This is a genomic window from Streptomyces sp. NPDC058231, from assembly GCF_042882275.1.
Taxonomy (GTDB): Bacteria; Actinomycetota; Actinomycetes; order Streptomycetales; family Streptomycetaceae; genus Streptomyces.
The window spans coordinates 122777-147325 of record NZ_JBHVWN010000007.1 but is presented as its reverse complement, the minus strand read 5'-3'; the positions used below and the strand labels follow the sequence as shown (position 1 = coordinate 147325).

The window sequence follows — 24549 nt, the reverse complement described above, 5'->3', positions numbered from 1 at the left end:
GGCCCTCAGGGCGCGAGCACGTCCAGTTCGTGCAGGGCCCCCACCGCGATCTCCTTGGTGAGCCGCTCGGACTCCACCGCGTCGCCCTCGCGCACCGCCTCCGCGAGCCGCACATGGAGCGTGACCGCGGCCGGGTCCGGGTCCTCGAACATGACCTGGTGGTGGGTGCGACCCGCCAGCACCTCGGCGACCACGTCCCCGAGCCGCGCGAACATCTCGTTGCCGGAGGCGTTGAGCACGATGCGGTGGAACGCGATGTCGTGCTCCAGATACCTCTCCAGCTGCTGGCCGCGCGAGGTCGCGACCATGCCGAGGGCGCATTCGGTGAGGGCGGCGCACTGCTCCGGTGTGGCATGCCGGGCGGCCAGCCCCGCGGCGACCGGTTCGATCGCCGAACGCAGGACGGTCAGGGAGCGCAGCTGGCGCGGCCGGTCGGCGCCGGCCAGCCGCCACCGGATGACCTGCGGGTCGTAGACGTTCCAGGCCTCGGTCGGCCGTACGGTCACGCCGACCCGGCGCCGGGACTCGACCAGGTGCATGGATTCGAGGACGCGGACGACCTCACGGACGACCGTGCGCGAGACGTCGAAACGCTGGGCCAGTTCGTCGGTGCGCAGCACCCGGCCCGGCGGGCAGTCACCCGCGGCGATCTCCAGGCCCAGGGTCTCCAGCACGTGTGTATGCAGCCCAGGGCCCTGTGTGGTCATGGGCAAAGCCTACGGGCCACAAACCGGGAACAAAAAGTACGACTTTTATGTCACACCATCTTGAATAAGTCGTACGTATGGGTTTCAGTAGCGCGACGGACCGATGTCGACGAAGACAGCGAGGCACCACCAATGAGCACCCCCCACGTCGTCGTGGTGATGGGCGTAGCAGGGACCGGCAAGACCACGATCGGTCCCCTGCTCGCCGCCGAACTCGGCGTTCCGTACGCCGAGGGCGACGACTTCCACCCCGCGGCGAACATCGCCAAGATGTCGTCCGGCGTCCCGCTGGACGACGGCGACCGGTGGCCCTGGCTCGACGCGATCGGTCGGTGGGCGCACGGCCGGGCCGGGCTCGGCGGAGTCGTCAGCAGCTCGGCGCTGAAGCGGGTCTACCGCGACCGGCTGCGGGCCGAGGCTCCCGGTGCGGTCTTCCTCCACCTGTCCGGCGGCCGGGCCCTCATCGAGGAGCGGATGGCGGAGCGCAAGGGGCACTTCATGCCCACCGCACTGCTCGACTCGCAGTTCGCGACCCTGCAACCGCTGCAGGAGGACGAGGCCGGCGTCACCGTCGACGTGTCCGGCACCCCCGAAGAAATCACCCAGCGAGCCGTCGCCGCGCTGCGCCGGCTCGAAGTCTAAGGATCATCACCGTGACCAGTCTCAGCGTCGAGATGCTGGCAGCGGACGCCGTCGAACCCATCACTTCGGCCGGTAACGCACAGCTGGGCTTCGCCGTCCTGGCGGGCATCGCCGTCATCGTTCTGCTCATCACCAAGTTCAAGTTGCATGCCTTCCTGGCGCTGACCATCGGCTCGCTGGCGCTCGGTTCCTTCGCCGGTGCCGCTCCCGCCAAGACCATCGCCAGCTTCACCGCCGGACTCGGTTCGACCGTCGCGGGCGTCGGAGTGCTGATCGCGCTCGGCGCCATCCTGGGCAAGCTGCTCGCCGATTCGGGCGGCGCGGACCAGATCGTCGACACGATCCTCGCGAAGGCGAGCGGGCGCGCGATGCCGTGGGCGATGGTCCTCATCGCCTCGATCATCGGCCTGCCGCTCTTCTTCGAGGTCGGCATCGTGCTGATGATCCCGGTCGTGCTGCTCGTCGCGAAGCGCGGCAACTACTCCCTGATGCGGATCGGGATCCCGGCACTGGCCGGTCTCTCGGTGATGCACGGGCTGATACCGCCGCACCCCGGCCCGCTCGTGGCGATCGACGCCCTCGGCGCCAACCTCGGTGTCACGCTGGCGCTCGGTGTCCTGGTCGCCATCCCGACCGTGATCATCGCCGGTCCGGTCTTCTCCCGCTTCGCCGCCCGCTGGGTGGACATCAAGGCGCCGGAGAAGATGGTCCCGCAGCGTCCGTCGGAGGACCTGGAGCACCGCCCGAGCTTCGGCGCCACCCTGGCGACCATCCTGCTGCCCGTCGTGCTGATGCTGGCCAAGGCCCTCGTCGACATCGTCGTGGACAACCCGGAGAACCACGTCCAGCGGGTCACCGACGTGATCGGCTCGCCGCTGATCGCGCTCCTCGCGGCCGTCATAGTCGGCATGTTCACGCTGGGCCGGGCAGCCGGTTTCAGCAAGGGCCGGCTCTCCAGCACCGTCGAGAAGTCGCTCGCGCCGATCGCCGGTGTGCTGCTCATCGTCGGTGCGGGCGGTGGCTTCAAGCAGACCCTCATCGACGCCGGTGTAGGCCAGATGATCCTGGACTTCTCCAAGGACTGGTCGATTCCGGCGCTGCTGCTGGGCTGGCTGATCGCCGTCGCGATCCGTCTCGCGACGGGTTCGGCGACGGTGGCGACGATCTCGGCGGCCGGTCTGGTCGCCCCGCTCGCCGCCGACATGTCGACCTCGCACGCGGCGCTTCTGGTCCTCGCGGTCGGCGCCGGCTCGCTGTTCTTCAGCCATGTCAACGACGCCGGGTTCTGGCTGGTGAAGGAGTACTTCGGGATGAGCGTCGGCCAGACGGTGAAGACCTGGTCGGTGATGGAGACCATCATCTCCGTGGTCTCGCTGGTCTTCATCCTGCTGCTCTCGCTGGTCCTGTAGTGCTGTGACCGGGCGGCTCGTCCGGCGGCTCGTCCGGCGGCCCTCCGGGTCCCGCGGACCCCTCGGCGGTCTCCCCCCACAGCGGGTGTTCGGCCCGCGCCCAGTGGCGCTCGACCGACCCGGTACGCATGCCACGGCGTGCCTCCGGGTCGGCGAGCGCCATCGCCATGTGCCCGGCGAGCACGATCCCGATCGCCAGGGCCAGCCAGTCGTGCACGAACGTGGCTCCGGTCCGCCACATCAGCGGTGCGAGTCCGGTGAACCACATCAGCACCCCGGTGCCTGCCATGACGAGCACGGCGCCCGCGATCCAGGCGGCGTACAGCTTCTGTCCCGCGTTGAACTTGCCGGCCGGCCGGGATCCGGGCCGGCGGTCGCGGCGGCGTGCCGCCCGCAGCCACTGGCGGTCGTGCGGCCCGAAGCGGTTGAGCCGGGACAGGTCGGCACGCAGTGCCCGGGAGACGAGACCGGCGAGCAGCGGTACCGGGATCAGCACCCCGGACCACTGGTGCACCGTGACCACGAGACGGCGGCGGCCGACCAGCTCGGCGAGTTCGGGCACATACAGACAGGCTGCGGTCGCCACGCACAGCAGCATCAGCCACGCCGTGGTGCGGTGCACCCAGCGCTCAGCGGGGCTGAACCGGTGCACCCGCCCGGCGGTGTCAGCCGGTGGGGGCGTCGTCGCGGCCGTTGGACCGCCCGACCCAGGCGTCGACGTCATAGCCGAGCTCCTCCCAGTAGCCGGGCTTCACCGAGTCGGTGACGGTGATCCCGGAGAGCCATTTCGCCGACTTGTAGAAGTACATCGGGGCCACATAGAGCCGCACCGGACCGCCGTGGGAGTGCGCCACCGGCTTGTCCTGCATGCGCAGGGCCACCAGTACGTCCGGGCGCCGGGCCTGGTCGAGGGTGAGGCTCTCGCTGTACGTGCCGTCGAAGCAGGTGAAGCGGATCGCCTTCGCCCCGGGTCGGATCCCGGCCGCGTCCAGCAGCTCCGAGAGCCGTACGCCCTCGAACGGGGTTCCGGGGACCCGCCAGCCGGTGACGCACTGGACGTCGCGGACCAGCCGGGTCTGCGGCAGGGCGCGCAGCCGGTCCAGGGTGTACGTGGCGGGTCTGTCGACCAGGCCGTCGATCTTCAGCCGGTAGTCCGCGGCGCTCCTGCGCGGTACGGAGGAGGCCACGGAGTAGTAGCGGAAGCCGCCGCCGTTGGGCAGCAGTCCGCTCAGGCCGGTGGGGTCCTTGTCGGCGACGGCGCCGAGCCCGGACTCCAGGACGCGCTGCAGGGTGGGCGCCGCCACGATTCCGGCGGCGCCGAGCCCCAGCATCGTCAGGACCAGGCGACGGCCCACGGGGGTGCCTTCGGCATCGGGAGGACGACTGTTCACCGGCCCATTCGAACATCCGCGGCCGCACGCCACCAGGGGCTGCGGGGCCACGTCACACATCGGTAAGGCGCGTCGCTCCGGCGGGGCGGCACCGGCGCTTCGCGGGCCCCGGGGGCGATGAGGTCCGGACCGCATCAGCGGCCGAACAGTCCCGGCGACCCCGCGCCGGCCGTCACCCCGGTCAAATCCGATGGCTCCCGGCGGAGTTGCCCGGAACCCGGGACCCGTCCCGGCCCCCTGCACCGGCGCCGGATCATGCCAGAATCGGGCCATGCCGAACCGTGAGCCCCTCAAGCCGTTCCTTCTCGCGTACCCCGGACCGGTGCGCGATCAGCTGGTCGCGGCGGTGCTCTCCGGCGTCAAGGTGTCGACGACCGGGCTGCTCGCGGAGTACCAGGCGGAGCAGGAGGAGCCGCCCCCGGTCGGTGAACGGTCGGCACTGATCGACTCGAACGGCCGGGAGGTCGCGGTCGTCGAGGTGACGGAGGTACGTGTCCTCAGGCTGGGCGACGTGGACCTCCAGCATGCGATCGACGAGGGCGAGGGCGACACCTCGGTGGCCCGATGGCGCGCGGGGCACGAGCGGTTCTGGCACGGCGACGAGATGCGTGAGGCACTCGGCGACCCGGAGTTCACGGCCGACGACGACACCCTGGTCGTCGCGGAACGGTTCCGGGTCGTCGAGCTGCTCGATCCCGTCGCCGGGACACACCCCGGCTGCTGAGGGCTGTCCGTAATGCCTGGTGGATCAGCGCGCGGCGTCATCGTGCCGGGCTCGCGGGGCCCGGCACGCGTGTCCGCCGGGTCGTCGTCAGTCGCCGACCGCCGCCGCCGCGGCCCGTCCCGCCGCCCTCCCGGAGAAGATGCAGCCGCCCAGGAACGTACCTTCGAGCGAGCGGTAGCCGTGCACCCCGCCGCCACCGAATCCGGCCGCTTCGCCCGCCGCGTACACCCCGGCGAGCGGCGTGCCGTCCTCGGTGAGCACCCGTGACGAGAGATCCGTCTCCAGTCCGCCGAGCGACTTGCGGGTGAGGATGTTCAGCCGCACGGCGATCAGCGGGCCGGCCGCCGGGTCGAGGATGCGGTGCGGGGCCGCAGTGCGGATCAGCTTGTCGCCCAGATAGGCACGGGCTCCGCGGATCGCCGTGATCTGGAGATCCTTGGTGAACGGGTTGGCGATCTCCCGGTCCCGGGCGGTGATCTCGCGGCGCAGCGCCTCCGCGTCGATCAGCTGCTCACCGGTGAGCGCGTTCATCCCCCGGACCAGTGCGTCGAGGTCCTTCTCCACGACGAAGTCCACGCCGTTGTCCATGAACGCCTTCACCGGGCCCGGCACGTCCGCCCGCGCCCGGCCGATCACGCCACGGACCGACTTTCCGGTCAGATCCGGATTCTGCTCGGAACCGGAGAGCGCGAACTCCTTGCCGATGATCTTCTGGTCGAGCACGAACCAGGTGTAGTCGTGGCCGGTTCTCATGATGTGTTCGAGGGTGCCGAGCGTGTCGAAGCCCGGGAAGAGCGGGACCGGCAGCCGCCTGCCCGTGGCGTCCAGCCAGAGCGAGGACGGTCCGGGCAGGATCCGGATGCCGTGCCTGGCCCAGATCGGGTTCCAGTTCTCGATGCCCTCGGTGTAGTGCCACATCCGGTCGCGGTTGATGTGGTGGGCGCCCGCCTCCTCGGTGATCCCGAGCATCAGCCCGTCGACATGGGCGGGGACTCCGGAGAGCATCTTCGCGGGCGGCGTGCCGAGCCGTTCGGGCCACTGGGCGCGGACGAGGTCGTGGTTGCCGCCGATGCCGCCGGAGGTGACGATCACCGCCTGCGCCTTCAGCTCGAAGGCACCGGTCGCCTCGCGGCTGCTCGCGGTACCGCGGGCGGCGCCGCTCGGTTCGAGGATCTCGCCGGTCACGGTGTCGACGGCGCCGGCGGTGCGGCCGAGGCCGGTGACCCGGTGGCGGAACCTGAGCTGGACGAGTCCCCTGGCGACGCCCTCACGGACCCGGCGCTCGAACGGGGCGACGACGCCGGGGCCGGTGCCCCAGGTGATGTGGAAGCGGGGAACGGAGTTGCCGTGGCCGTTCGCGTCGTAACCGCCGCGTTCGGCCCAGCCGACGACGGGGAAGATCCGCAGCCCCTGTGCGTGCAGCCAGGAGCGCTTCTCGCCGGCCGCGAAGTCGACGTACGCCTCGGCCCACTTCCGTGGCCAGTGGTCCTCCTTGCGGTCGAAGCCCGCCGTGCCGAGCCAGTCCTGCAGGGCCAGCTCCCGGCTGTCCTTGATCCGCATGCGGCGCTGCTCGGGCGAGTCGACGAGGAAGAGACCGCCGAAGGACCAGTGCGCCTGGCCGCCGATCGACTGCTCGGGCTCCTGGTCGAGCAGGATCACCCTGCGCCCCGCGTCGACGAGCTCGGCAGTGGCCACGAGCCCCGCGAGCCCTGCCCCGATCACGATCACGTCAGCGTCGTACGCCATGGATTCCATCCTTGTCGGAGCGGTCCGGAGCGAGCCGGAAGTTACTCGTGCGTCAGATCTTGGGCACCGTCCGCGGCGGCGTCAACCGCCCGGTCGGCGGCGCTCCGGCCGCGCCCCCGCCGCCGAAGCGCTATCGTCGAAACAAATCACCCTCTCCTGGCCGGACTTGAGGAAGAGAAGCGTGTCGGTGCTGGTCTTCGTACTCGCCGTGAGCGCCGCCTGCTGTCTGGGATTCGGCTTTGTCCTGCAGCAGGCCGCTGCCGAGCACGCCCCGAGGAGCGACTTCCTCTCCCCCAGGCTGCTGCTCGACCTGATGAAGGTGCCGAGCTGGCTGGCCGGGATCGGCCTGATGATCTGCGGCATGGTGCTGGGGGCGCTGGCCCTGGGCAAGGGCGAGGTCTCCGTGGTCGAGCCGCTCCTGGCGACCAATCTGCTCTTCGCGATGGCGCTGTCGCGCCACCGCACCGGCCAGCGGCTGGGCCGGCAGGGCTGGTCGGGGCTCTGGCTGCTGGCCGGCGGGGTGACCGCGTTCCTGCTGGCCGGCCGGCCGCAGGGCGGCGCGACGGTCACCGACGAGCTGAGGCACTGGCTGGTGATCGGTGTGGTGGTGGGCTCCGCCCTGCTCCTCACCACGTTCGCCAAGCGCTCACAGGCGACGGCGGCTCCGGCCCTGCTCGCGGTGGCGGCCGGGCTGCTGTACGGCCTGCAGGACGCCCTCACCCGGCTGAGCGGTCAGCGGCTGGGCGACGACGGGTGGACGGCGCTGGTGACCAGCTGGCAGCCGTACGGGGTGCTGGTGCTGGGCGTGACCGGTCTGATCCTGGTGCAGAGCGCCTTCGAGACGGCGCCGCTGCGGATGTCGCTGCCCGCCCTGACCGCCGCCCAGCCGCTGGCGGGCATCGCCTGCGGGGTCGGGTTCCTCGGCGACCGACTGCGCACCGACACGGCCGCGCTGGCCTGGCAGGCGACGGGGCTGGCGGCCATCGTCGTCGGGATCGTGCTGCTGGGGCTGCATCCGGCGATGCCGAACGGACCGGTCGGCGGGCGCCGCTCGCAGACCCTCCAGCCGCGCTGACCCGCGGCCCCTGCCGGTCCGGGTCCCGGATCGGCAGGGGCCCGGACCTGAGGTTGGATGGGACGCATGACTGCTGCTGACGAGATTCTGGACATCGTCGACGAGAACGACGAGGTCGTGGGGCAGGCCCCGCGCGGTGAGGCGACCGCGCGGGGCCTACGTCATCGCTGTGTCTTCATCGAGGCGAGGGACGCGGAGGGCCGGCTCTTCGTGCACCGCAGGACCGCGACAAAGCTGGTCTTCCCGTCCCGTTACGACATGTTCGTCGGCGGGGTGGTCGGCGCGGGCGAGTCGTACGACGAGGCGGCGCTGCGGGAGGCCGAGGAGGAGCTCGGGGTCCTCGGCCTGCCCCGCCCCGAACCGCTCTTCAAGTTCCTCTACGCCGACGGGGAGCACACCTGGTGGTCGTACGTCTATCAGGTGCGGTGCGAGCTGCCGGTGGATCCGCAGGCCGAGGAGGTCGCGTGGCACACCTTCCTCACCGACGCCGAGCTGGCCGAGCGGCTGGGCGACTGGGAGTGGGTGCCGGACGGCCTGGAGACCTACCACCGGCTGCGGCAGTTCAGGGCAGACCGATCCATGGCCGACAAGAAGGCGCTGTAGTGATCGATAAGGTTCGGACGTGAACGAATTCGTACGGGGTCTGAAGCTGTGGTACGCACCGCAGCGGATCCGCGATGAGGGCGACACCCCCGACTACCGCTTCTCGCTCGCCAACGAGCGCACCTTCCTCGCCTGGATCCGGACGGCTCTCGCCCTCATCGGCGGAGGATTCGCCGTCGACCAGTTCCTGCCGGATCTGGCCCGGGGGGTCAGGACGGGGCTGGCGCTGGCGCTGCTCGCGGCCGGTGTGCTCTGTTCGCTGCGGGCGGTCAACCACTGGGTGCGGTGCGAACGGGCGATGCGGCGCGGCGAGGACCTGCCGGTCTCCCGGTTCCCGACGCTGCTCGGGATCGCGGTCGCCGTCGTCGCCGTCGCGATGGTGGTGGTGGTCCTCTTCGGCTGGGAGGGCCGGTGACCACCGAGGAGCGGGACCCCGGTCTGCAGCCGGAACGGACCAGGCTGGCGTGGCGGCGTACCACGCTGTCCTGCACGGTGGTGGCCCTGCTGGCGGGCAAGGCGGCGCTGCACGGCGGCGCGACCCCGACCGCGGTGGTCGCCGTGTCGCTGAGCGCGCTGGCGTGGCTGGTGTTCCTCCAGGTGGCGAATCGGCGGGTGCTCGGGATGCGGACCGCGCAGCCGCGGTCACTGTCGCCGCGGGGCGCGCTGACGGCGGCGGCGTGCACGGTCGCACTCGCGGTCTTCGCCGCGGGCATGATCATCTGAGAACGCCCGGACCCGTCAGTCGTCCGTGTCCCAGGGGACGGAGACGACGATCTTCCCTCGGGTGCGTCCCTCCTCGTTGAGACGGTAGGCGTCCGCGGCCCGGTCCAGCGGGAAGACCCGGTCGATGTGGACCGAGACGATGCCCTGCTCCGCCAGTTCCGCCAGGTGCGCGAGGTCCTTCGCGTCGGGCCGCACGAAGGCGTAGCGGCCGCCGTACGAGAAGACCTCGCCGTCCGCGACGGACACCAGCCGGCCCTCGGGTCCCAGCACTTCGGCCGAGACCCGCAGGGCCTCGCCGCCGACCGTGTCGAAGGCGGCGTCGACCCCGTCGGGGGCCAGCGCCCCGATCCGGTCGGCGAGCCCCTCGCCGTACGCCACCGGTTCGCCGCCGAGCTGCCGCACATGGTCGTGGTTGCGTTCGCTCGCGGTACCGATGACACGGGCGCCCGCGTGCCGGGCGAGCTGCACCGCCAGCGACCCCACACCGCCCGCGGCCGCGTGGACCAGCACGGTGTCGCCCTCCCGGACGCTCAGCCAGCGGTGCAGCACCTGGTACGCGGTGAGCCCGGCCAGCGGCAGGCCGGCCGCCTCCTCGAAGCTCAGGCTCAGCGGCTTGCGGGCGAGCGTGCGCACGGGCGCGGCGACGTACTCGGCGAACGTGCCCCGGGACAGGAAATCCTCCCGCACATAGCCGATGACCTCGTCGCCGACGGCGAATTCATCGACGGCGATCCCGGGCTGCACCACGACTCCGGAGACGTCCCAGCCGGGGATCACCGGAAAGACGGCCTCCAGTCCGGACCGGAGAAGGCCCTCCCTGGCCTTCCAGTCGACCGGGTTGACGGCCGCCGCCCGCACTTTCACCAGGACGGTGTCCGGGCCGACCTTCGGGTCGGGCAGCTCGCCGTACTCCAGGACCTCGGCGCCGCCGTATCTGCTGTAGCTGATCGCCTTCATCATCCGACCATCCGGGCAGCCCGGGCCGCCCGCAACTCAGGCACCGGCAGGCCCGGACGGCGGCCGTGTCCGCGGGTCGCGGCCGGGCATCCGACGCCCTGGCCGCGGCCGGCCCGGTCGAGTCCCGCAGCGGCAGGAGCGTCCGCCGCGCCGCTCGCGCACCGCACCACACCGCCGTACTCATACATGATCCGTATTCAAGGACATGGCCGATCGCCCGGGTCCGGACCGCTTCGGGCGGGAGTCCGCGTGCCGGATTCCGGGAGTTCACTGGACGACATACCGACTGGTCGGCATCATGAGCATCGACGTCTTTTCACCTCGGAGGTGCGCACGATGAGCTCAGTCCATCCGCCAGGTCTCGACCTGGACCGGCTCCGCGGACATCTCGACCGTGAGCGGCCGGGCCTGGTGAACGGACCGCTCCAAGCGCGGCTCATCGAGGGCGGCCGCTCCAACCTGACGTACATCGTCACGGACGGCACCGGCCGCTGGGTCGTCCGGCGGCCCCCGCTGGGCCACGTCCTCGCCACCGCGCACGACATGAAGCGCGAGCACCGGGTGATCAGCGCACTGCACCCGACGGCCGTGCCGGTGCCCGAGCCGGTACTGCTCTGCGAGGACGACTCCGTCATCGGATCGCCCTTCTACGTCATGGAGTACGTCGAGGGCACCCCGTACCGCACCGCGGAACAGCTCGCCCCGCTCGGCGCCGAGCGGACCCGGCAGGCGGTCCTGGGTCTGGTCGACACGCTGGTGGAGCTGCACGCCGTGGACCCGGCGTCCGTCGGGCTGGCGGACTTCGGGCGCCCCGAGGGGTTCCTCGACCGACAGCTGCGCCGCTGGGGCAAACAGCTGGACGCCTCCCGCAACCGCGACCTCCCCGGCATCGACGAGCTGCACGCCGCCCTCGGCCGCGAGCTGCCCGCCTCCCCCACGCCCACCGTCATCCACGGCGACTACCGCCTGGACAACGTGCTGATCGGCTCCGGCGACCGGATCGAGGCGGTGCTGGACTGGGAGATGTCGACGCTCGGCGACCCGCTGACCGACCTCGGCCTGCTGGTCATGTACAGCTCCGACCTGGACCTGCCCGAGTCCCCGGTCTCCACCACCAGCGGCGCGGCCGGACACCCCGCCCCCGCCGAACTGATCGAGCGGTACGCCGCCCGTTCCGGCCGGGACACCTCCGCCATCTCCTGGTACACGGCGTTCGCGTGGTTCAAGCTCGCCGTGATCCTGGAGGGCATCCACTACCGCTACACCCTCGGCCGGACCGTCGGCGCCGGCTTCGACCGCATCGGCGATCTCGTGCCCGTATTCATCGAGCACGGCCTCACCACCCTCCAGGAAGGCTGATCACCCCCATGGACTTCGCATTCGACGCCCGCACCGAGGAGCTGCGTGCCAGGCTGCTCGCCTTCATGGACGAGCATGTGTACCCGGCCGAGCAGACCGCGCACGAACAGCGCGCGTCGCTCGCCTCTCCCTGGGACACCCCGCAGATCGTCGAGGACCTGAAGGCGGAGGCCCGCCGGCAGGGGCTGTGGAACCTCTTCCTCCCCGACGCGGAGCACGGCGCCGGGCTGACCAACCTCCAGTACGCACCCCTCGCCGAAATCACCGGCCGTTCACCGCAGTTGGCGCCGACCGCACTGAACTGCGCGGCACCGGACACCGGCAACATGGAGGTGCTCCACCAGTTCGCCACCGACGAGCAGAAGAAGCAGTGGCTGGAGCCGCTGCTCGCCGGGGAGATCCGGTCGGCGTTCGCCATGACGGAGCCCGAGGTGGCCTCGTCCGACGCGACCAACATCGAGACCCGGATCACGCGGGACCGCGACGACTACGTGATCAACGGCCGCAAATGGTACATCTCCGGGGCGATGAACCCGGAGTGCCGGATCTTCATCGTGATGGGCAAGACCGACCCGGACGGCGACGACATCCGCCGCCAGCAGTCGATGATCCTGGTCCCGCGCGACACGCCCGGCCTCGAAGTGCGGCGCGCGATGCAGGTGTACGGGTACGAGGACCACTACCACGGCGGTCACGCGGAGGTCGTGTTCACCGACGTACGGGTACCCGCGGCCAACCTGATCGGTGAGGAGGGCAGCGGCTTCGCCATCGCCCAGGCTCGGCTGGGTCCGGGCCGGATCCACCACTGCATGCGGCTGATCGGGATGGCCGAGCGGGCGATCGAGCTGATGTGCAGGCGGGCGGTGTCCCGTACGGCCTTCGGCAAGCCGCTCGCCCAGCAGGGCGTCGTCCAGAACTGGATCGCGGACGCGCGGGTCACGGTGGAGCAGCTGAGGCTGCTGGTGCTGAAGACGGCGTGGCTGATGGACACCGTGGGCAACCGCGGGGCGCACACGGAGATCCAGGCCATCAAGATCGCCACTCCGCGCGCGGTGGTCGACATCCTCGACCAGGCGGTGCAGCTGCACGGCGCGGGCGGGGTCAGTCAGGACTTCCCGTTGGCGGAACTGTGGGCGGGAGCACGGACGCTGAGGCTGGCGGACGGGCCGGACGAGGTGCACCAGCGGTCGCTGGCACGGCGCGAGATCAAGCGGCACGCATAGGGCGGCGGGGCGGAGACGGTGGCCTGGCGTGTCCGGGCCACCGTCCCGCCCATCGGCACCGGAAGGGCCGCGAGGCGCCTGGGCGGTGTCACGTGCGGTGCCGGCAGCCGGACAGCGGAGGGGGACGGCTCTCAGGGACGCAGCGCGCGCAGCAGCAGGTCCGCCAGGTGGTCGGCGACCTCCTGCTGGCTCAGCGGCCCGTCCGGGCGGTACCACGTCGACAGGTGGTGGACCGACCCGAAGTGGTAGTCCACCACCAGATCCGCCGGCGTGGCCGTCGAGAACACCCCGCTGCGCTGCCCCTCTTCCACCAGCGCCCGGAACCGCTCGTGGTAGCGCCGCCGCTCCAGCCGTACCTGTTTGTTCTTCTCCGGGCTCAGGTGGTGCATCGACCGGAAGAAGATCGATGCGTCGTCGAGGTTGTCGATGGTCGTGACGACCACGTCCGCCGCCGCGTCACGCAGCCGCTGCTCGACCGGTGCGTCCGCGTCCGCGAAGGCGTCGAGGCGGTCCTGCTGGAGCCGCAGCACCCGGGAGTAGACCTCCTGGAGGAGGTCCTCCTTCGAGCCGAAGTAGTGGTACAGCGCCCCCTTGGTGACTCCGGCCGCCTCGACGATCTCCTGGACCGACGTGCGGTCGTAGCCCTGCTCGGCGAAGAGCCGGGTGGCGGCGGCCAGCAGCCGCTGAGGAACGGGGGCGTCGCTCCCGTCCGTCGTTCCGGCCATCGCCGCCACCTGCCTTTCCGTAGTGATGCCGTACACGCTCTACCGCTGGGAACGCAGTTCCCGCCTGAGGATCTTCCCACTCGCCGTCTTGGGCAGTTCGGTCAGGATCTCGACCTCGCGCGGGTACTTGTACGCGGCGAGCCGCTCCTTGCAGTACGCCCCCAGCTCGCCGGGTCCGACCGAGGCGCCGGGCCGCAGACTGACGTAGGCCCGGACGGTCTCTCCTCGGTAGGCGTCGGGGGCGCCGACGACGGCCGCCTCCCGGACCGCCGGATGGGTGTAGAGGACATCCTCCACTTCGCGCGGCCAGACCTTGAACCCGGAGGCGTTGATCATGTCCTTCTTGCGGTCGACGACATACAGCCAGCCTTCGCGGTCCATGAAGCCGATGTCGCCGGTGCGCAGCTCCCCGTCCGGGAAGGCGGCGGCGGTCGCCTCGGGCAGCCGCCAGTAGCCGGAGACGACCTGGGGACCCCGGACGGCGATCTCGCCCTGCTCGCCGAACGGCACCTCTTCGCCGTTCTCGTCGAGGATCCGGACGACCGTGTCGGGCCCGGGGACACCGACGGAGAGGGTCCCGGAAACCGGGTCGACGGGGGCTTCCCGCTCGGGCGGTACGGAGGCGCAGGGCGCCGTGCACTCGGTGAGGCCGTAGCCGTTGCGGATGTAGGGGCCGAAACCTGCCCGGAACTTCTCCACGAGCGCGGGTGGCAGGGGCGCGCCGCCGGAGGAGATCACCTGGAACGAGGCGAAGTGCCCGGGGGTGGCGCCCGGGGTCGCGGCGAGCGCCATGAAGGCGGTCGACGGGCCGACGGTGTACGCGGGACGGTGCTCGGCGAAGGCGTCGAGGACGACACCGGGGTGGAAGCGGTACGCGAGGACGAGCGTGCCCGCGTTGGTGAGGCAGGCGGCCAGCTGGCAGACCATGCCGGTGATGTGGAAGAGCGGGGCGAGCGCGAAGTACGAGGACCCTTCGGGGATCGGGTGTCCGGTGCGCTGGCGCTCGGCGTTGATCATGATGTTGCCGTGGGAGTTCATCGCTCCCTTGGGCGTGCCGCTCGTCCCCGACGTGTAGCTGATCAGCGCCACGTCGGCGGCGGTGAGCTCGCGCCCCTCCGGGGCGGCGAGCCCCTGCCGGGCAACCGCCACCAGGTCGTCGGCGTCCGGGGCGGCGGGCAGCCGCTCGAAGTTCAGGACCCGCTCGTCGTTCTGCGTCTGCAGGTCGAGCTCACAGGCGGTGACGGCGATCCGCACGGACGGGGCGGCGGCCGCGGTGTCCCGCAGATACGACTCCCACGCCCGGTCGGAGCAGATCAGCGCGGTGACCCCGGCGTCCTTCAGCACGTGGCCGACCTCGCCCGACTTGTACATCGGGTTGAGCGGCACGACGGTGGCCCCGGCCTTCCACGCGCCGAGCAGCGCGAGCACGAACTGGGGCGAGTTCTGGAGCATGATCGCGACCCGGTCGCCGCGCTCCAGGCCCCGCTCGGCAAGATGGCCGGCCACCGAGTCGGAGAGCCCGTCGGTCTCCCGGTAGCTGAGGCGTCCGTCGAAGTAGGCGAGCGCGGGGTGTCCGGGCGCGCGGGCGACCGAGGCACGGAAGGCGTGCACCAGCGTCTCGGCGGGGCTGACGGGTGCCCGCTGCGCCTCGCTGAGCAGGGCGGTCCAGGGCTTCGCCGCGTAGATCGACTCGGTCATGCGCCGGTCTCCTCCCACTTCTGCTGAAGGTGGTTCATGCTGGTGAGCCAGCGTTCGGTGTCGGCGGTCCTGGCCTGGTAGTAGCCGGCGACCTCGGGGTGCGGCAGGACCAGGAAGCGGTCTTCGGCCATGGCGTCGAAGAGCGCGTCGGCGACCGCGTCCGGCTCGATGGCGCTGGGGGCGAGCACCAGCTCACCGGCCGATCCCGCGGCGGTGAGCATGTCCGTACGCACACCCTGCGGGCAGATCGCGTGGACCTTGACGCCGCGGTGGCGGTAGGTCAGGGAGAGCCATTCGGCGAACGCGACGGCCCCGTGCTTGGAGACGCTGTACGGCGCCGCGCCGATCATCGTGAGCAGTCCGGCGGCGGAGGCGGTGGTGACGAACCGGCCGCTGCCGCGCCGCAGCCAGTCCGGCAGCAGCGCCCTGGCCGCACGCACGTGGGCCATCACATTGACATCCCAGGCGGCCGCCCAGACCTCCTCGTCGGCGAAGACGTCGCCCGGAGAGGCGAGGCCCGCGTTGGCGCAGTAGATGTCGACGGTGCCGTCCAGTGCGTCCCGGGCGGCGTCCACGATCTGCGAGGCGTCACCGGCGACGGCGGTGCCGCCGATCTCCTCGGCGAGTGCCTCGATCCGGCTCCCGTCGAGGTCGTTGACGACGACTCTGGCGCCCTCCGCGGCGAATCTGCGGGCCAGAGCGGCGCCGATGCCGCCTCCGGCTCCCGTGATCACAACGCCCGCGCCCTGCACCGCACCCATCGAGTCCCGCCTTCTCTCAGCCGACTTCTCCAGCAGACTAACCAGTCGGTATGTGATCGGGGAAGGGGCCCGCCCCAAGGTCCGCGGCCACTCCCGTCACAGCAGTCACGTCGCCCCCGTTCCCTAGCGCCCCCAGTCGCGCTAGCGTGCGTGATCATGACAGTCGTGACGATCATGGAGGTGGCCGAATGAGCCTGTCGAGGCGCGGCCTGCTGGCCGCCGGCAGTGCGGTGGGAGCCCTTGCGGCGACGGCCGCCGGAACCGGGAGCGCGACCGCGGAGCCCTTCCACGGCGCGGGGCACGGCGCCGGGCGGAACCGGCTGCGTACGGGCTTCGACCGACTGGCGGCGGACGGCTACGCACTGCTGAAGGGCCAGAAGGTCGGCATCGTCACCAACCCGACCGGGATCACCTCCGACGTCCGTCACATCGTCGACGTGATGCACCCCGACGAGCGGGTGAACCTGGTCGCGGTCTTCGGACCCGAGCACGGCTTCCGCGGCACCGCACAGGCGGGCGGCTCCGAGGGGCGGTACGACGACCCGGCGACCGGACTCCCGGTCTACGACACGTACTTGAAGAGCGGCCAGCCGCTCGCCGACGTCTTCACCGCGTCCGGTGTGGACACGATCGTCTTCGACATCCAGGACGCGGGGGCACGCTTCTACACGTACATCTGGACGCTGTACGACTGCATGGAGGCGGCGGCCCTCGCGGGCAAGCGGTTCGTCGTGCTGGACCGTCCCAACCCGATGACCGGGCGGGCAGCGCTGGGGCCGGTCCTCGACCCGGCGTTCTCCACCTTCGTGGGGCGCCGGGAGATCGCGCAGGCGCACGGCATGACGGTCACGGAGCTCGCGCTGCTCTTCAACGCGGAGTTCCTGGCCGAGCGGCCGGTCGAGCTGGACATCGTGAAGATGACGGGCTGGCAGCGTTCGGACTTCTTCGACGAGACCGGGCTGCCGTGGGTGCCGCCGAGCCCCAACATGCCGACGCCGGACACGGCGCTGGTGTACTCGGGCACCTGCCTGTTCGAGGGGACGAACCTCTCCGAGGGGCGGGGGACGACCCGGCCGTTCGAACTGCTGGGGGCGGAAGGCATCGACCACCGGTGGGCGGCCGCCGCGAACGCGCTCGACCTGCCCGGAGTCGCCTTCCGCGAGGCGTACTTCGCGCCGACGTTCTCCAAGTTCCAGGGGAAGACGGTCGGCGGAGTGCAGCTGCACGTGCAGGACCGGGAGGTCTTCGACCCGGTACGCACGGGGATCGCGCTCCTGGTGACCGCGAAGCAGACCTGGAGCGGGTTCGAGTGGCGCTCGGACAACTGGATCGACAAGCTCACGGGCAACACGCGGGTCCGCACGATGATCGACGCGGGCGCGGACACGGACGAGGTCGTAGGGGCCTGGGAAGCGGATCTCGCCGCGTTCCGGGCGCTGCGGAAGAAGTACCTGCAGTACCGGTGAGGTGTGCCGGGCGGGCCCTCGGGTTCCGGGCCCGCCCGGCTCGTTCCGCCCCCGAGCGCCGGACGGGCTTGATCACTCAGCCCGTCCGGCGGTCGGGGCCATGCAGGGCCGGGGGCACACGACCGGCCACCAGCACTACCGGCGCGCCGGGAACTCCACCACCTGCTGGTACGTCGGGCGGTTCTGCCAGTGGATCGACTTCTGGGTGATTCCGCCCAGCGCACGGTGGATGATCGAGTCCGTGCACCACTGCGCGCCCGCGTCACAGCTGTCGTCACCGGGGTAGACCTCGGTGACCGGTTCGGCCGCCGCCAGTTTCAGGCTGGCCAGCAGGGTCTCGCGGCAGCCGGCCAGATCACCGTTGCCGCAGTACGTCTTCGCCAGCGGGCCCTTGACCGGCCGGCCCAGGACCTGACGCAGGTCCTTGTCGACGAAGCCCCACCAGCCGTACTGGAACGACGAACCGCTGTGCGCGCCGCTCGGTCCGTGGCTGGCCGCGGGTGACTCGTCGGTGGCGAGATTGGCGGTCAGCGCCCCGTACAGGCTGTCGCCGAGTCCCGGCGCGAACTCGGCCTCGACCAGCTTCGGCCACCACGCGTCCATGATCCGTACCGCGTCGGCCTGGCTGTACGTGTGCGAGCCGGGGGAGGTCTCCTTGCGCTGCGCGCCGGAGGCCCGCCAGGCGTCCAACTCCTGTACCACCGAGTTCAGTTGCGGGTCGGCGATCGGCTGCGAGCGAAGCACCTGCAGCAGTTCGGGCAGCAGCTGTTCACCCCGCAGATCGGTGAGCGCCGCGTCCGCCATGGCCCGGGTGAGCGAGGCACGGGTGACACCGCCCTCCTCCACCAGCTTCGCCACCCGTTCGTCGAGCAGGTCCGCCCGGTGCACCGCACTGAGGCCGAAGCCCGCGGAGGCGTACCCCTCGGCCTGCTTGTTGTTCCAGGAGACGTAGTAGTCCTGGCCGCTGGAGTGCGGATGCTCGCCGAACGGTGTGTAGTCGGCGGTGTTGGCGACCGGGTCGTACCCCTGCCATTCGTACGCCTGCTCCGCCTTCACCGGCAGCGCCGGGTCGACGCCGGCCGCACGCACGGGGTTCAGACCGCTGTTGTAGTAGGCGGCGGTGCGGGAATCGGCGTAGAACCAGTTGAAGGCGTAGTCGATGTGGCTCGCCGCCTGCTGGAAGGAGGCGGCGTCCGTGACGTACGCCGGGTCGTTGAGCATCTGGAAGCCGATGATCGAGTCGGCCTCGTGACGGTAGGTGGTGCGCAGCGAGGTGTACGCGACGGGCTTGCCGCCCACGGTGGCCCGGTGGGTGACGATGCCGTACGCGGTCCGCCACACCTGCATCCGGTAGGAGCCCTTCGCCGTTGAGTCGGCGACGGTCGGCGCCCAGGAGTTGGAGCGCTCCAGCTTCTCCATCGCGGTGCAGGTGCCGTGGTCGAGATAGTGCGTGGAGTCCTTGGCGGGCGTGGAACCGTCGGGCTCGCACAGCTCGACCGCGTACGTGTCGGTGATGTCCTGGCCGGCCGAGGTGGCACTCCAGGCGTAGTCCTGGCCACGCCCCATCTGGATGTACATGCCGACACCGGCGAAGGAGACACCGCGGGCGCTGATGCCGGGCCCCTGGAGCTCCTGGAGCATCATCAGCTGCGGCGCGAAGTAGCCGGTCTGTGGGCCGAAGACGGCTATCGGGTTTCCGCTCGCGGTGTGCTCGCCGGAGACCAGCAGGGCGTTGGACATGCCTCGCTTCTGTGCGCCGGAGCCGGAGCCGGGCAGCGAACCCTCCGGGATGACGCCGTCGTCGTAGATGCCCTGGGCCCTCCTGAGGGCGGCAGGCGCCTTGACGGGGGTCTTCCTGTCGGTGCCCGCGGAGCCGGTGCGGTCGTAGATCAGCGGTTCGGCCGTGACCGAGCCCGCGTCCGGGAGCGCGGTCCCGACGGCCTTGTCGGGCTTGCCGGCGTACGGGAACGAGGTCCCGTCATGGACGGTCAGCACCGCCTCGGGGTCGTTGCGCTGACGGAACGACTCCCAGACCCGGGTGCCTTCGGTGACGCCGTACTTCTGCTGGGCGGACAGCAGCGAGAGGGCCGCCGGTACCTCACCGCCGCCACCGCCGCCGAACTGGCCGCCGACCACGGAGGCGATCGAGATCAGGTCCGTCAGCTTGAACGGCTGGATCTCGCCCACGTTGGTGATCGAGTCGATCTTGCCGGTGAGGACGTACTCACCGGGGAAGTAGCGTCCCTTCTTCGACTTCTCACGGTAGGAGTTGATGCCGTCGACGTACGCCTGGGCATCGGCCATGGCCTGTTCGCCGCGGGTGCCCTCATGGGTCCGGATGTACTCCACCTGGGCTTCGAGGTCGGCTTCGGTGTACGGGGCCTGCGGCCAGAACTGCTGCTCCAGGCCCTGGTTGGCGAGGGCGCCGCCGGCGAACGAGGTCAGTTCGCCGCGCCCGATGTGCCGGAAGAGGTCCATCAGCCACAGCCGGTCCTGCCCGGCCGCGAAGCCGGCCCCGAACTCGGTGCCGTAGCGGGTGGTGCCCTTGATGTGCGGGACCCCGGACGTCTTGTCGCGGGTGATGGTGACGTCGTCGCGCGGTGAGGTGACGGACTCGACCTGGTCCTTCGGGACGCCGAACGAGGCGTCGTTGAAGAAGTCGGTCAGCTTCTGGTCGGTGAGACCGGTGTGCCCGGCCACCAGGCCGTTGTAGCGGTCGAGTTGGTCGTCGCTGTGGGAGGGGTGCGTACCGAACGCCTTGTTGCCGAGGATCTCGACGAGTGTGGCGTTGCCGTTCTCACCGGGCGGCAGGATGTCGTCGCACTGACCCTGGCAGTAGTCGGGAACTGCGGGTTCCGCCGCCGCGGCGCCGGACTGCGGCGAGGCGGCGAGCAGGGTGGTGCCGAGGGCGAGGACCGCCGCAACGGTGGCGGCTCTGAATCTGACGGTGCGTGGGGGCATGCGTGCTCCTCCGAGAGGCCGATGCGCCGGAGGTTACTGGCGGTAGGACCCGTCGGTAAGGTGAACAACGGTCACTTTTTCGTAATCACCACATGCCGCCCCTGCGTCGCCACCCCCGGACGGGGCCGGGACATGGCCCAGGACCGTGTCCCGGCAGTCTCCGACGAGGGTCGTCTCAGCCAATGGACGCACATCACCTTTCGATGGAGCCGAATCGGGCAGTCGTACGTCCATCCCATGACGCCGAAGTACGAGCGACGGAGGTGGCAGTGCGATGGCCGGTTTCCGAAGTCTTGCGAGACAGGTCCGCGATCCGCGGGGCGACCTGGCGCTGCGGCGGTATTCGCTGCGCAAATGCCTGGAGAGGTTCGCCCCTTATGGTCACCGGGCGACCTGGGACCATCTGTGTGCCCGGCACGGGATCGAGCCGGAGGACCGGTCCCCCGATCCCGCGCGGTTGGTGCGGGCGCTGGAGGAGCTGGAGGAGGCCCGGGACGTCTGGCTCGGGTACGAGGCGGGATTCGCCGAGCGCCGCAGGCGCGAGAAGCACGACGGGCTGCGCCGGCCCGGTTCGTTCGACGACTGGCACCGGCGCACCTGGGGCGGGAACGGGGTCGCGCCGTGCGAGGACCCCGCGGTCCATCCGTCCGCGGCACTCGCCGAGGTGCTGGGCCGGCTGATCGCCGCCCTGGAGTCGGAGCCCGGCACGGCATGCCCGGTGTGCACGGAGACCGGGATCGTCTGGCGCCAGGACCTCGACCGGGCGCCGTGGTCGGGGCCGGTCTGCACGGGCTGCGGAATCGTGGTGCCGCGGCCGGTACTGACGCCGGGGACACTGGCGAGGGCCCGGCGGATACGGCCGAGGGACCTGGCATCGGCGGCCTGAGGGGCGAGGGGGCGACTGCGCCGCGGCGCGCGCCCCCGCGTCGGATCCGGCCGCCCGGCAGGGCCGGGCCCTACTGACAGTCCGTCGACCGGCGCTCCGGCATCAGGCGCGACCCCATGATCCTGTCACCGGAGATGTCGTTCGGGTTGGAGAGCACGCAGTTCTCCAGCGACAGGCAGCCACAGCCGATGCAGTCGGTGAGATGGTCACGCAGCCGGCCCAGCTGGCTGATCCGCTCGTCGAGTTCGGAGCGCCACGCCTCGGAGAGCCGCGCCCAGTCGTCGCGGTTCGGGGTGCGCTCCTCCGGGAGCTCGGCCAGCGCGTCGCGGATGGTGGCCAGCGGTATGCCGACCCGTTGCGCCGCACGGACGAAGGCGACCCTGCGCAGCGTGTCCCTGCTGTAGCGACGCTGGTTGCCGCTGGTACGTCGGCTGGCGATCAGGCCCTTGGCCTCGTAGAAGTGCAGGGCCGAAACGGCGGCGCCGCTGCGCGCGGAGAGCTGGCCGACCGTGAGTTCATGGAGTGTCTGTGGGATCTGGGGCACCCCTCGAACCCTACGCGGCCACCTCAGGAGCGGTCCGTCGTTGACAGGAACGCACCCACCCGACGATGCTGAGCAAGCGCTTAGACAGTAGGCGACGGATGATGACGGACGGTCGAGAGCGGGAAGGCAGGACCAGGGACATGGCAGAGCCGAGGATCTTCACGTCCGCGCAGGAGCTGCGCGACGGAGTGGGCGAGCAACTGGGGCACAGCGAGTGGCTGGAGATCGACCAGAAGAGGGTCGACCTCTTCGCCGAAGCCACCGGGGACCACCAGTGGATCCACGTGGACCCGGAGCGCGCCGCGGCCGGCCCGTTCGGCACCACGATCGCGCACGGCTATCTGACGCTCTCGCTCCTTCCCGCGCTGGTCCCGCAGATCATGCGGGTCGAGGGCGTGAAGATGGGCATCAACTACGGGACCAACAAGGTCCGCTTCCCGTCCACCGTGCCGGTGGGCTCGCGGCTGCGGGCGACGGCCGCCCTCAAGGATGTCGAGGAGGCGGGCGGCGGTGTACAGGTCACCGCCGTCGTCACGGTCGAGCGCGAGGGCGGCGACAAGCCGGTCTGCGTCGCCGAGTCGGTCTCGCGCTACTACTTCTGACGCCGCGCGGCGCCCGGCGGTCAGCACCGGAAACAGGCCCGGCGGGATTTTCTACAGGTGCTGGGCCGCGACCATGCGCAGGACGAGGTCGGCGTAGAGATCGCCGACCTCGTCGGGCGTCCGGCTCCCCTGCGCGCTGAACCAGCGGGCCACGTCGATGCAGAGCGACAGTACGGCGAGCGTGGTGCCGGGGACGTCCGGGACGTCGAACTCGCCCGTCCCTACGCCTTCGCTGATGATCCGGCGGATCACCGCGTCGCTCTTCCTGCGCAGCGCGACGATCTCCGCGCGGTGCTCCGTGCCGAGCGCGTCGAGTTCGTACTGGACCACCCGGGCGGTGGTGTGCCGCTCGGCGTGCCAGCGGACGAAGGACCGTACGGCGTCGGCGAGCCGCTCGGACGCGGTCCCGTCACGGTCGGCGGCCGTCTCCAGCAGCAGCAGGGCCCGGTCGTGACCGATCCTGCTGATCCGGTGGAGCAGCTCTTCCTTCGTCTTGTAGTGGATGTAGAGCGCCGCGGGACTCATCCCGGCGCGACCCGCGATGTCACGGGTGGTGGTCGCGTGGTACCCGCGCTCGGCGAAGGCGTCGACGGCCGCCACGAGGAGCCGCCTGGCCGCCTCGGGCGTCACCTCGTCCCACGGCATGCCGTTGCCGCCGGTCTCCTCCGCCGTGCTCATCGTCACCGACCCCTTCCCTTCAGCAGGACGCACACCATACCCCGAACCTGAGCAAGCGCTTAGCGGTCCGGTGATGGAGATCGTCAGAGCTTGTTGAAGGGGTCGTGCTCGGCGAGGATCTTCTCCAGCCGCGCCTGGTCGACCCTGCTGACGATCCGCCCCGCCTCCTGACGGTCCCGGATGACCTTGGCCAGGGTGAAGCAGGAGGTGACGAGGTAGAGGACGCCGACGGCGAGGAACCCTCGCACCCAGGCGTCCGCGTCCAGGAAGTAGATGCCGAGCGTCACCGCGCCCATCGCCACCCCGAAGGAGGCGACGGCCTGTCCGTAGAAGGCCGCGGTGCTCTGCTGCTTGACCGGTGTCGTATCACTCATGGCGGACAGCATCGGCTGCCGCGGAGCGCGTCGCATCCGCCCGCGTACTCAGTCGGGTACTCAGGCGCCGCACGGGTGAGCCGGTTCGGGAGGAGCCGGTTCAGAAGGCGGAGACCCCGGTCAGCGCGCGGCCGATGATCAGCTTCTGGATCTGACTGGTGCCCTCGTAGAGAGTCATCACGCGGGCGTCGCGGAGCAGCTTGCCGACCGGGTACTCGTCGATGTAGCCGTAGCCGCCGAAGACCTGGAGGGCGTTGTTGGCCGCACGGACGGCCGCCTCGGAGGCGAAGAGCTTCGCCTTGGACGCGGCGGTGGCGAACTCCTCGCCGCGGTCGATGAGGTCGGCGACGCGCCAGGTCAGCAGCCGGGCGGCGTCGACGTCCACCGCGATGTCACTGATGAGTTCCTGGACGAGCTGGTAGCTCGCGATGGACTTGCCGAACTGCTCGCGCTCGCCCGCGTAGCCCACGGCGGCGTCGAGAGCCGCCTGCGCGATGCCGACGCAGCCGGCCGCGACCGACATCCTCCCCTTCGCCAGCGCGGACATGGCGATCGAGAAGCCCTTGCCCTCGGGCCCCATGAGGGCGCCGACCGGGACCCGGACGTCCTCCAGGACCACTTCGGCGGTGGCCTGGCCGCGCAGCCCGAGCTTGCCGTGGATGGTGCGGCGGCTGAGACCGGGGGTGTCGGTGGGCACCAGGAAGGCGGATATGCCCTTGTGGCCGGGGGTTTCGCCGGTCCGGGCGAAGAGCAGCACCACGTCGGCCCAGGTGCCGTTGGTGATGAACATCTTGGCGCCGTTGATGACGTACGAGTCGCCGTCACGGACGGCCTTCGTGGTCAGGTTCCCCGCGTCGGAGCCGGTGCCCGGCTCGGTGAGGCCGAAGCAGCCGACCGCCTCACCCGCGGTGAGCGCGGGCAGCCACTGCCGCTTCTGGCTCTCGTCACCCCAGGCGGCGATGGTCTTGGCGACCAGCCCCAGGGAGACCGAGACGATGCCCCGGACCGATGAGTCACCACGGCCGAGCTCCTCGGTGACCAGGCAGTAGGCCAGGTGGTCGCCGGCCGAGCCGCCGTACTCCTCGGGGACGGTCAGCCCGAGGAAGCCGAGCGCACCCAGCTTCTTCACGATGGACTTGTCGACATTCTCGGCGCGGTCCCACTCGACGACATGCGGCGTGATCTCGCGGGCGACGAAGTCCTTGGCGAGCTGCCGTACGGCTTCCTGCTCCTCGCTGAGCTCCAGGTTCATCCTTCGACTCTCCCACTTTTAATTAGCACTGCTAGTTTTATCT

25 protein-coding genes are annotated in these 24549 nt (G+C 70.7%); 12 read left to right on the top strand and 13 right to left on the bottom strand.

From position 1 onward, the window contains the following. Positions 1-5 precede the first annotated feature (5 nt). Entirely contained in the window at positions 6-707 is a 702-nt protein-coding gene (locus ACFVXE_RS07545) for a FadR/GntR family transcriptional regulator (RefSeq protein WP_389670067.1), read from the bottom strand. Between the two features lie 132 nt (positions 708-839). Here ACFVXE_RS07545 and ACFVXE_RS07540 point away from each other — a divergent pair, with 132 nt between their 5' ends. After that, positions 840-1349, top strand: coding sequence for a gluconokinase (locus ACFVXE_RS07540; RefSeq protein ID WP_389670066.1), 510 nt, complete (start codon positions 840-842; stop codon positions 1347-1349). Between the two features lie 11 nt (positions 1350-1360). After that, positions 1361-2758, top strand: coding sequence for a gluconate:H+ symporter (locus ACFVXE_RS07535; protein ID WP_389670065.1), 1398 nt, complete (start codon positions 1361-1363; stop codon positions 2756-2758). On the opposite strand, the gene ACFVXE_RS07530 is transcribed toward ACFVXE_RS07535, so the two are convergent. Together ACFVXE_RS07530 and ACFVXE_RS07525 are read right to left on the bottom strand one after the other, a co-directional pair. Next, positions 2730-3482 (bottom strand): cytochrome b/b6 domain-containing protein, encoded by a 753-nt coding sequence (locus tag ACFVXE_RS07530; RefSeq protein WP_389670064.1) that lies wholly within the window; start codon positions 3480-3482, stop codon positions 2730-2732. The genes ACFVXE_RS07535 and ACFVXE_RS07530 overlap by 29 nt on opposite strands. Beyond that, positions 3424-4089 carry a molybdopterin-dependent oxidoreductase gene (locus ACFVXE_RS07525; RefSeq protein ID WP_389670123.1) on the bottom strand — a complete coding sequence of 222 codons (666 nt, stop codon included), beginning with the start codon at positions 4087-4089 and terminating at the stop codon, positions 3424-3426. The genes ACFVXE_RS07530 and ACFVXE_RS07525 overlap by 59 nt, the downstream gene beginning before the upstream one ends. Before the next feature lie 331 nt (positions 4090-4420). Here ACFVXE_RS07525 and ACFVXE_RS07520 point away from each other — a divergent pair, with 331 nt between their 5' ends. Beyond that, entirely contained in the window at positions 4421-4873 is a 453-nt protein-coding gene (locus tag ACFVXE_RS07520) for an ASCH domain-containing protein (protein WP_389670063.1), read from the top strand. Positions 4874-4960: 87 nt separating this feature from the next. Here the strand turns inward: ACFVXE_RS07520 and ACFVXE_RS07515 are convergent, their stop codons facing one another. Continuing rightward, positions 4961-6619 (bottom strand): FAD-binding dehydrogenase, encoded by a 1659-nt coding sequence (locus ACFVXE_RS07515; protein ID WP_389670062.1) that lies wholly within the window; start codon positions 6617-6619, stop codon positions 4961-4963. 181 nt (positions 6620-6800) lie between these two features. Between ACFVXE_RS07515 and ACFVXE_RS07510 the strand changes: the two genes are divergently transcribed. From ACFVXE_RS07510 to ACFVXE_RS07495, 4 genes are all read left to right on the top strand, one after another. Beyond that, on the top strand, positions 6801-7694 hold the full coding sequence (locus ACFVXE_RS07510; protein WP_389670061.1) for a DMT family transporter: 894 nt from the start codon (positions 6801-6803) through the stop codon (positions 7692-7694). A gap of 66 nt (positions 7695-7760) precedes the next feature. Then, the gene (locus ACFVXE_RS07505; RefSeq protein WP_389670060.1) at positions 7761-8297 is read left to right on the top strand and encodes an NUDIX hydrolase; all 537 of its coding nucleotides are present in this window, start codon (positions 7761-7763) and stop codon (positions 8295-8297) included. Between the two features lie 19 nt (positions 8298-8316). Then, the gene (locus tag ACFVXE_RS07500; protein ID WP_389670059.1) at positions 8317-8712 is read left to right on the top strand and encodes a YidH family protein; all 396 of its coding nucleotides are present in this window, start codon (positions 8317-8319) and stop codon (positions 8710-8712) included. Continuing rightward, a complete protein-coding gene (locus ACFVXE_RS07495; RefSeq protein ID WP_389670058.1) occupies positions 8709-9020 on the top strand; it encodes a DUF202 domain-containing protein in 312 nt (103 codons plus the stop codon). Before ACFVXE_RS07500 ends, ACFVXE_RS07495 begins: the two co-directional genes overlap by 4 nt. 15 nt (positions 9021-9035) lie before the next feature. Here ACFVXE_RS07495 and ACFVXE_RS07490 read toward each other — a convergent pair whose 3' ends face one another. After that, on the bottom strand, positions 9036-9977 hold the full coding sequence (locus ACFVXE_RS07490; protein WP_389670122.1) for an NADP-dependent oxidoreductase: 942 nt from the start codon (positions 9975-9977) through the stop codon (positions 9036-9038). Between the two features lie 336 nt (positions 9978-10313). On the opposite strand from ACFVXE_RS07490, the gene ACFVXE_RS07485 reads away from it, so the two are divergent. Together ACFVXE_RS07485 and ACFVXE_RS07480 are read left to right on the top strand one after the other, a co-directional pair. Continuing rightward, positions 10314-11336, top strand: a complete 1023-nt coding sequence (locus tag ACFVXE_RS07485) for a phosphotransferase family protein (RefSeq protein ID WP_389670057.1) — start codon at positions 10314-10316, stop codon at positions 11334-11336. A gap of 8 nt (positions 11337-11344) precedes the next feature. After that, positions 11345-12559 (top strand): acyl-CoA dehydrogenase family protein, encoded by a 1215-nt coding sequence (locus tag ACFVXE_RS07480; protein ID WP_389670056.1) that lies wholly within the window; start codon positions 11345-11347, stop codon positions 12557-12559. 131 nt (positions 12560-12690) lie between these two features. On the opposite strand, the gene ACFVXE_RS07475 is transcribed toward ACFVXE_RS07480, so the two are convergent. The 3 genes from ACFVXE_RS07475 to ACFVXE_RS07465 are packed head-to-tail and all read right to left on the bottom strand — an operon-like array spanning position 12691 to position 15743. Continuing rightward, a complete protein-coding gene (locus tag ACFVXE_RS07475) occupies positions 12691-13284 on the bottom strand; it encodes a TetR/AcrR family transcriptional regulator (RefSeq protein WP_389670055.1) in 594 nt (197 codons plus the stop codon). A 39-nt stretch (positions 13285-13323) separates the two neighbouring features. Beyond that, on the bottom strand, positions 13324-14982 hold the full coding sequence (locus ACFVXE_RS07470; protein WP_389670054.1) for an AMP-binding protein: 1659 nt from the start codon (positions 14980-14982) through the stop codon (positions 13324-13326). Beyond that, positions 14979-15743 (bottom strand): SDR family oxidoreductase, encoded by a 765-nt coding sequence (locus ACFVXE_RS07465; protein WP_389670053.1) that lies wholly within the window; start codon positions 15741-15743, stop codon positions 14979-14981. The genes ACFVXE_RS07470 and ACFVXE_RS07465 overlap by 4 nt, the downstream gene beginning before the upstream one ends. 188 nt (positions 15744-15931) lie before the next feature. Between ACFVXE_RS07465 and ACFVXE_RS07460 the strand changes: the two genes are divergently transcribed. Then, entirely contained in the window at positions 15932-17209 is a 1278-nt protein-coding gene (locus tag ACFVXE_RS07460; RefSeq protein ID WP_389670052.1) for an exo-beta-N-acetylmuramidase NamZ domain-containing protein, read from the top strand. Between the two features lie 135 nt (positions 17210-17344). On the opposite strand, the gene ACFVXE_RS07455 is transcribed toward ACFVXE_RS07460, so the two are convergent. Continuing rightward, on the bottom strand, positions 17345-20170 hold the full coding sequence (locus tag ACFVXE_RS07455) for a penicillin acylase family protein (RefSeq protein ID WP_389670051.1): 2826 nt from the start codon (positions 20168-20170) through the stop codon (positions 17345-17347). A 274-nt stretch (positions 20171-20444) separates the two neighbouring features. On the opposite strand from ACFVXE_RS07455, the gene ACFVXE_RS07450 reads away from it, so the two are divergent. Further along, positions 20445-21056: a hypothetical protein gene (locus ACFVXE_RS07450; RefSeq protein WP_389670050.1), complete on the top strand. Its 612-nt coding sequence runs from the start codon at positions 20445-20447 to the stop codon at positions 21054-21056. Between the two features lie 70 nt (positions 21057-21126). Here the strand turns inward: ACFVXE_RS07450 and soxR are convergent, their stop codons facing one another. Beyond that, positions 21127-21600, bottom strand: a complete 474-nt coding sequence (gene soxR / locus ACFVXE_RS07445; protein ID WP_389670049.1) for a redox-sensitive transcriptional activator SoxR — start codon at positions 21598-21600, stop codon at positions 21127-21129. Between the two features lie 140 nt (positions 21601-21740). On the opposite strand from soxR, the gene ACFVXE_RS07440 reads away from it, so the two are divergent. Then, positions 21741-22202, top strand: a complete 462-nt coding sequence (locus tag ACFVXE_RS07440; RefSeq protein ID WP_389670048.1) for a MaoC family dehydratase — start codon at positions 21741-21743, stop codon at positions 22200-22202. Between the two features lie 51 nt (positions 22203-22253). Here the strand turns inward: ACFVXE_RS07440 and ACFVXE_RS07435 are convergent, their stop codons facing one another. From ACFVXE_RS07435 to ACFVXE_RS07425, 3 genes are all read right to left on the bottom strand, one after another. Then, a complete protein-coding gene (locus ACFVXE_RS07435) occupies positions 22254-22880 on the bottom strand; it encodes a TetR/AcrR family transcriptional regulator (RefSeq protein WP_389670047.1) in 627 nt (208 codons plus the stop codon). 83 nt (positions 22881-22963) lie between these two features. Beyond that, positions 22964-23254: a YiaA/YiaB family inner membrane protein gene (locus ACFVXE_RS07430; protein WP_389670046.1), complete on the bottom strand. Its 291-nt coding sequence runs from the start codon at positions 23252-23254 to the stop codon at positions 22964-22966. A 100-nt stretch (positions 23255-23354) separates the two neighbouring features. Continuing rightward, positions 23355-24506, bottom strand: coding sequence for an acyl-CoA dehydrogenase family protein (locus tag ACFVXE_RS07425; protein WP_389670045.1), 1152 nt, complete (start codon positions 24504-24506; stop codon positions 23355-23357). Positions 24507-24549 lie beyond the last annotated feature (43 nt).

Excerpts from the sequence above, each read along its gene's own strand:
- ACFVXE_RS07545 (WP_389670067.1), bottom strand. The coding sequence starts at position 707 with ATGACCACACAGGGCCCTGGGCTGCATACACACGTGCTGGAGACCCTG.
- ACFVXE_RS07540 (WP_389670066.1), top strand. The coding sequence starts at position 840 with ATGAGCACCCCCCACGTCGTCGTGGTGATGGGCGTAGCAGGGACCGGC.
- ACFVXE_RS07530 (WP_389670064.1), bottom strand. The coding sequence starts at position 3,482 with ATGACGTCGACGCCTGGGTCGGGCGGTCCAACGGCCGCGACGACGCCC.
- ACFVXE_RS07525 (WP_389670123.1), bottom strand. The coding sequence starts at position 4,089 with ATGCTGGGGCTCGGCGCCGCCGGAATCGTGGCGGCGCCCACCCTGCAG.
- ACFVXE_RS07520 (WP_389670063.1), top strand. The coding sequence starts at position 4,421 with ATGCCGAACCGTGAGCCCCTCAAGCCGTTCCTTCTCGCGTACCCCGGA.
- ACFVXE_RS07515 (WP_389670062.1), bottom strand. The coding sequence starts at position 6,619 with ATGGCGTACGACGCTGACGTGATCGTGATCGGGGCAGGGCTCGCGGGG.
- ACFVXE_RS07505 (WP_389670060.1), top strand. The coding sequence starts at position 7,761 with ATGACTGCTGCTGACGAGATTCTGGACATCGTCGACGAGAACGACGAG.
- ACFVXE_RS07490 (WP_389670122.1), bottom strand. The coding sequence starts at position 9,977 with ATGAAGGCGATCAGCTACAGCAGATACGGCGGCGCCGAGGTCCTGGAG.
- ACFVXE_RS07485 (WP_389670057.1), top strand. The coding sequence starts at position 10,314 with ATGAGCTCAGTCCATCCGCCAGGTCTCGACCTGGACCGGCTCCGCGGA.
- ACFVXE_RS07480 (WP_389670056.1), top strand. The coding sequence starts at position 11,345 with ATGGACTTCGCATTCGACGCCCGCACCGAGGAGCTGCGTGCCAGGCTG.
- ACFVXE_RS07475 (WP_389670055.1), bottom strand. The coding sequence starts at position 13,284 with ATGGCCGGAACGACGGACGGGAGCGACGCCCCCGTTCCTCAGCGGCTG.
- ACFVXE_RS07470 (WP_389670054.1), bottom strand. The coding sequence starts at position 14,982 with ATGACCGAGTCGATCTACGCGGCGAAGCCCTGGACCGCCCTGCTCAGC.
- ACFVXE_RS07465 (WP_389670053.1), bottom strand. The coding sequence starts at position 15,743 with ATGGGTGCGGTGCAGGGCGCGGGCGTTGTGATCACGGGAGCCGGAGGC.
- ACFVXE_RS07460 (WP_389670052.1), top strand. The coding sequence starts at position 15,932 with ATGAGCCTGTCGAGGCGCGGCCTGCTGGCCGCCGGCAGTGCGGTGGGA.
- ACFVXE_RS07455 (WP_389670051.1), bottom strand. The coding sequence starts at position 20,170 with ATGCCCCCACGCACCGTCAGATTCAGAGCCGCCACCGTTGCGGCGGTC.
- ACFVXE_RS07450 (WP_389670050.1), top strand. The coding sequence starts at position 20,445 with ATGGCCGGTTTCCGAAGTCTTGCGAGACAGGTCCGCGATCCGCGGGGC.
- ACFVXE_RS07440 (WP_389670048.1), top strand. The coding sequence starts at position 21,741 with ATGGCAGAGCCGAGGATCTTCACGTCCGCGCAGGAGCTGCGCGACGGA.
- ACFVXE_RS07435 (WP_389670047.1), bottom strand. The coding sequence starts at position 22,880 with ATGAGCACGGCGGAGGAGACCGGCGGCAACGGCATGCCGTGGGACGAG.
- ACFVXE_RS07430 (WP_389670046.1), bottom strand. The coding sequence starts at position 23,254 with ATGAGTGATACGACACCGGTCAAGCAGCAGAGCACCGCGGCCTTCTAC.
- ACFVXE_RS07425 (WP_389670045.1), bottom strand. The coding sequence starts at position 24,506 with ATGAACCTGGAGCTCAGCGAGGAGCAGGAAGCCGTACGGCAGCTCGCC.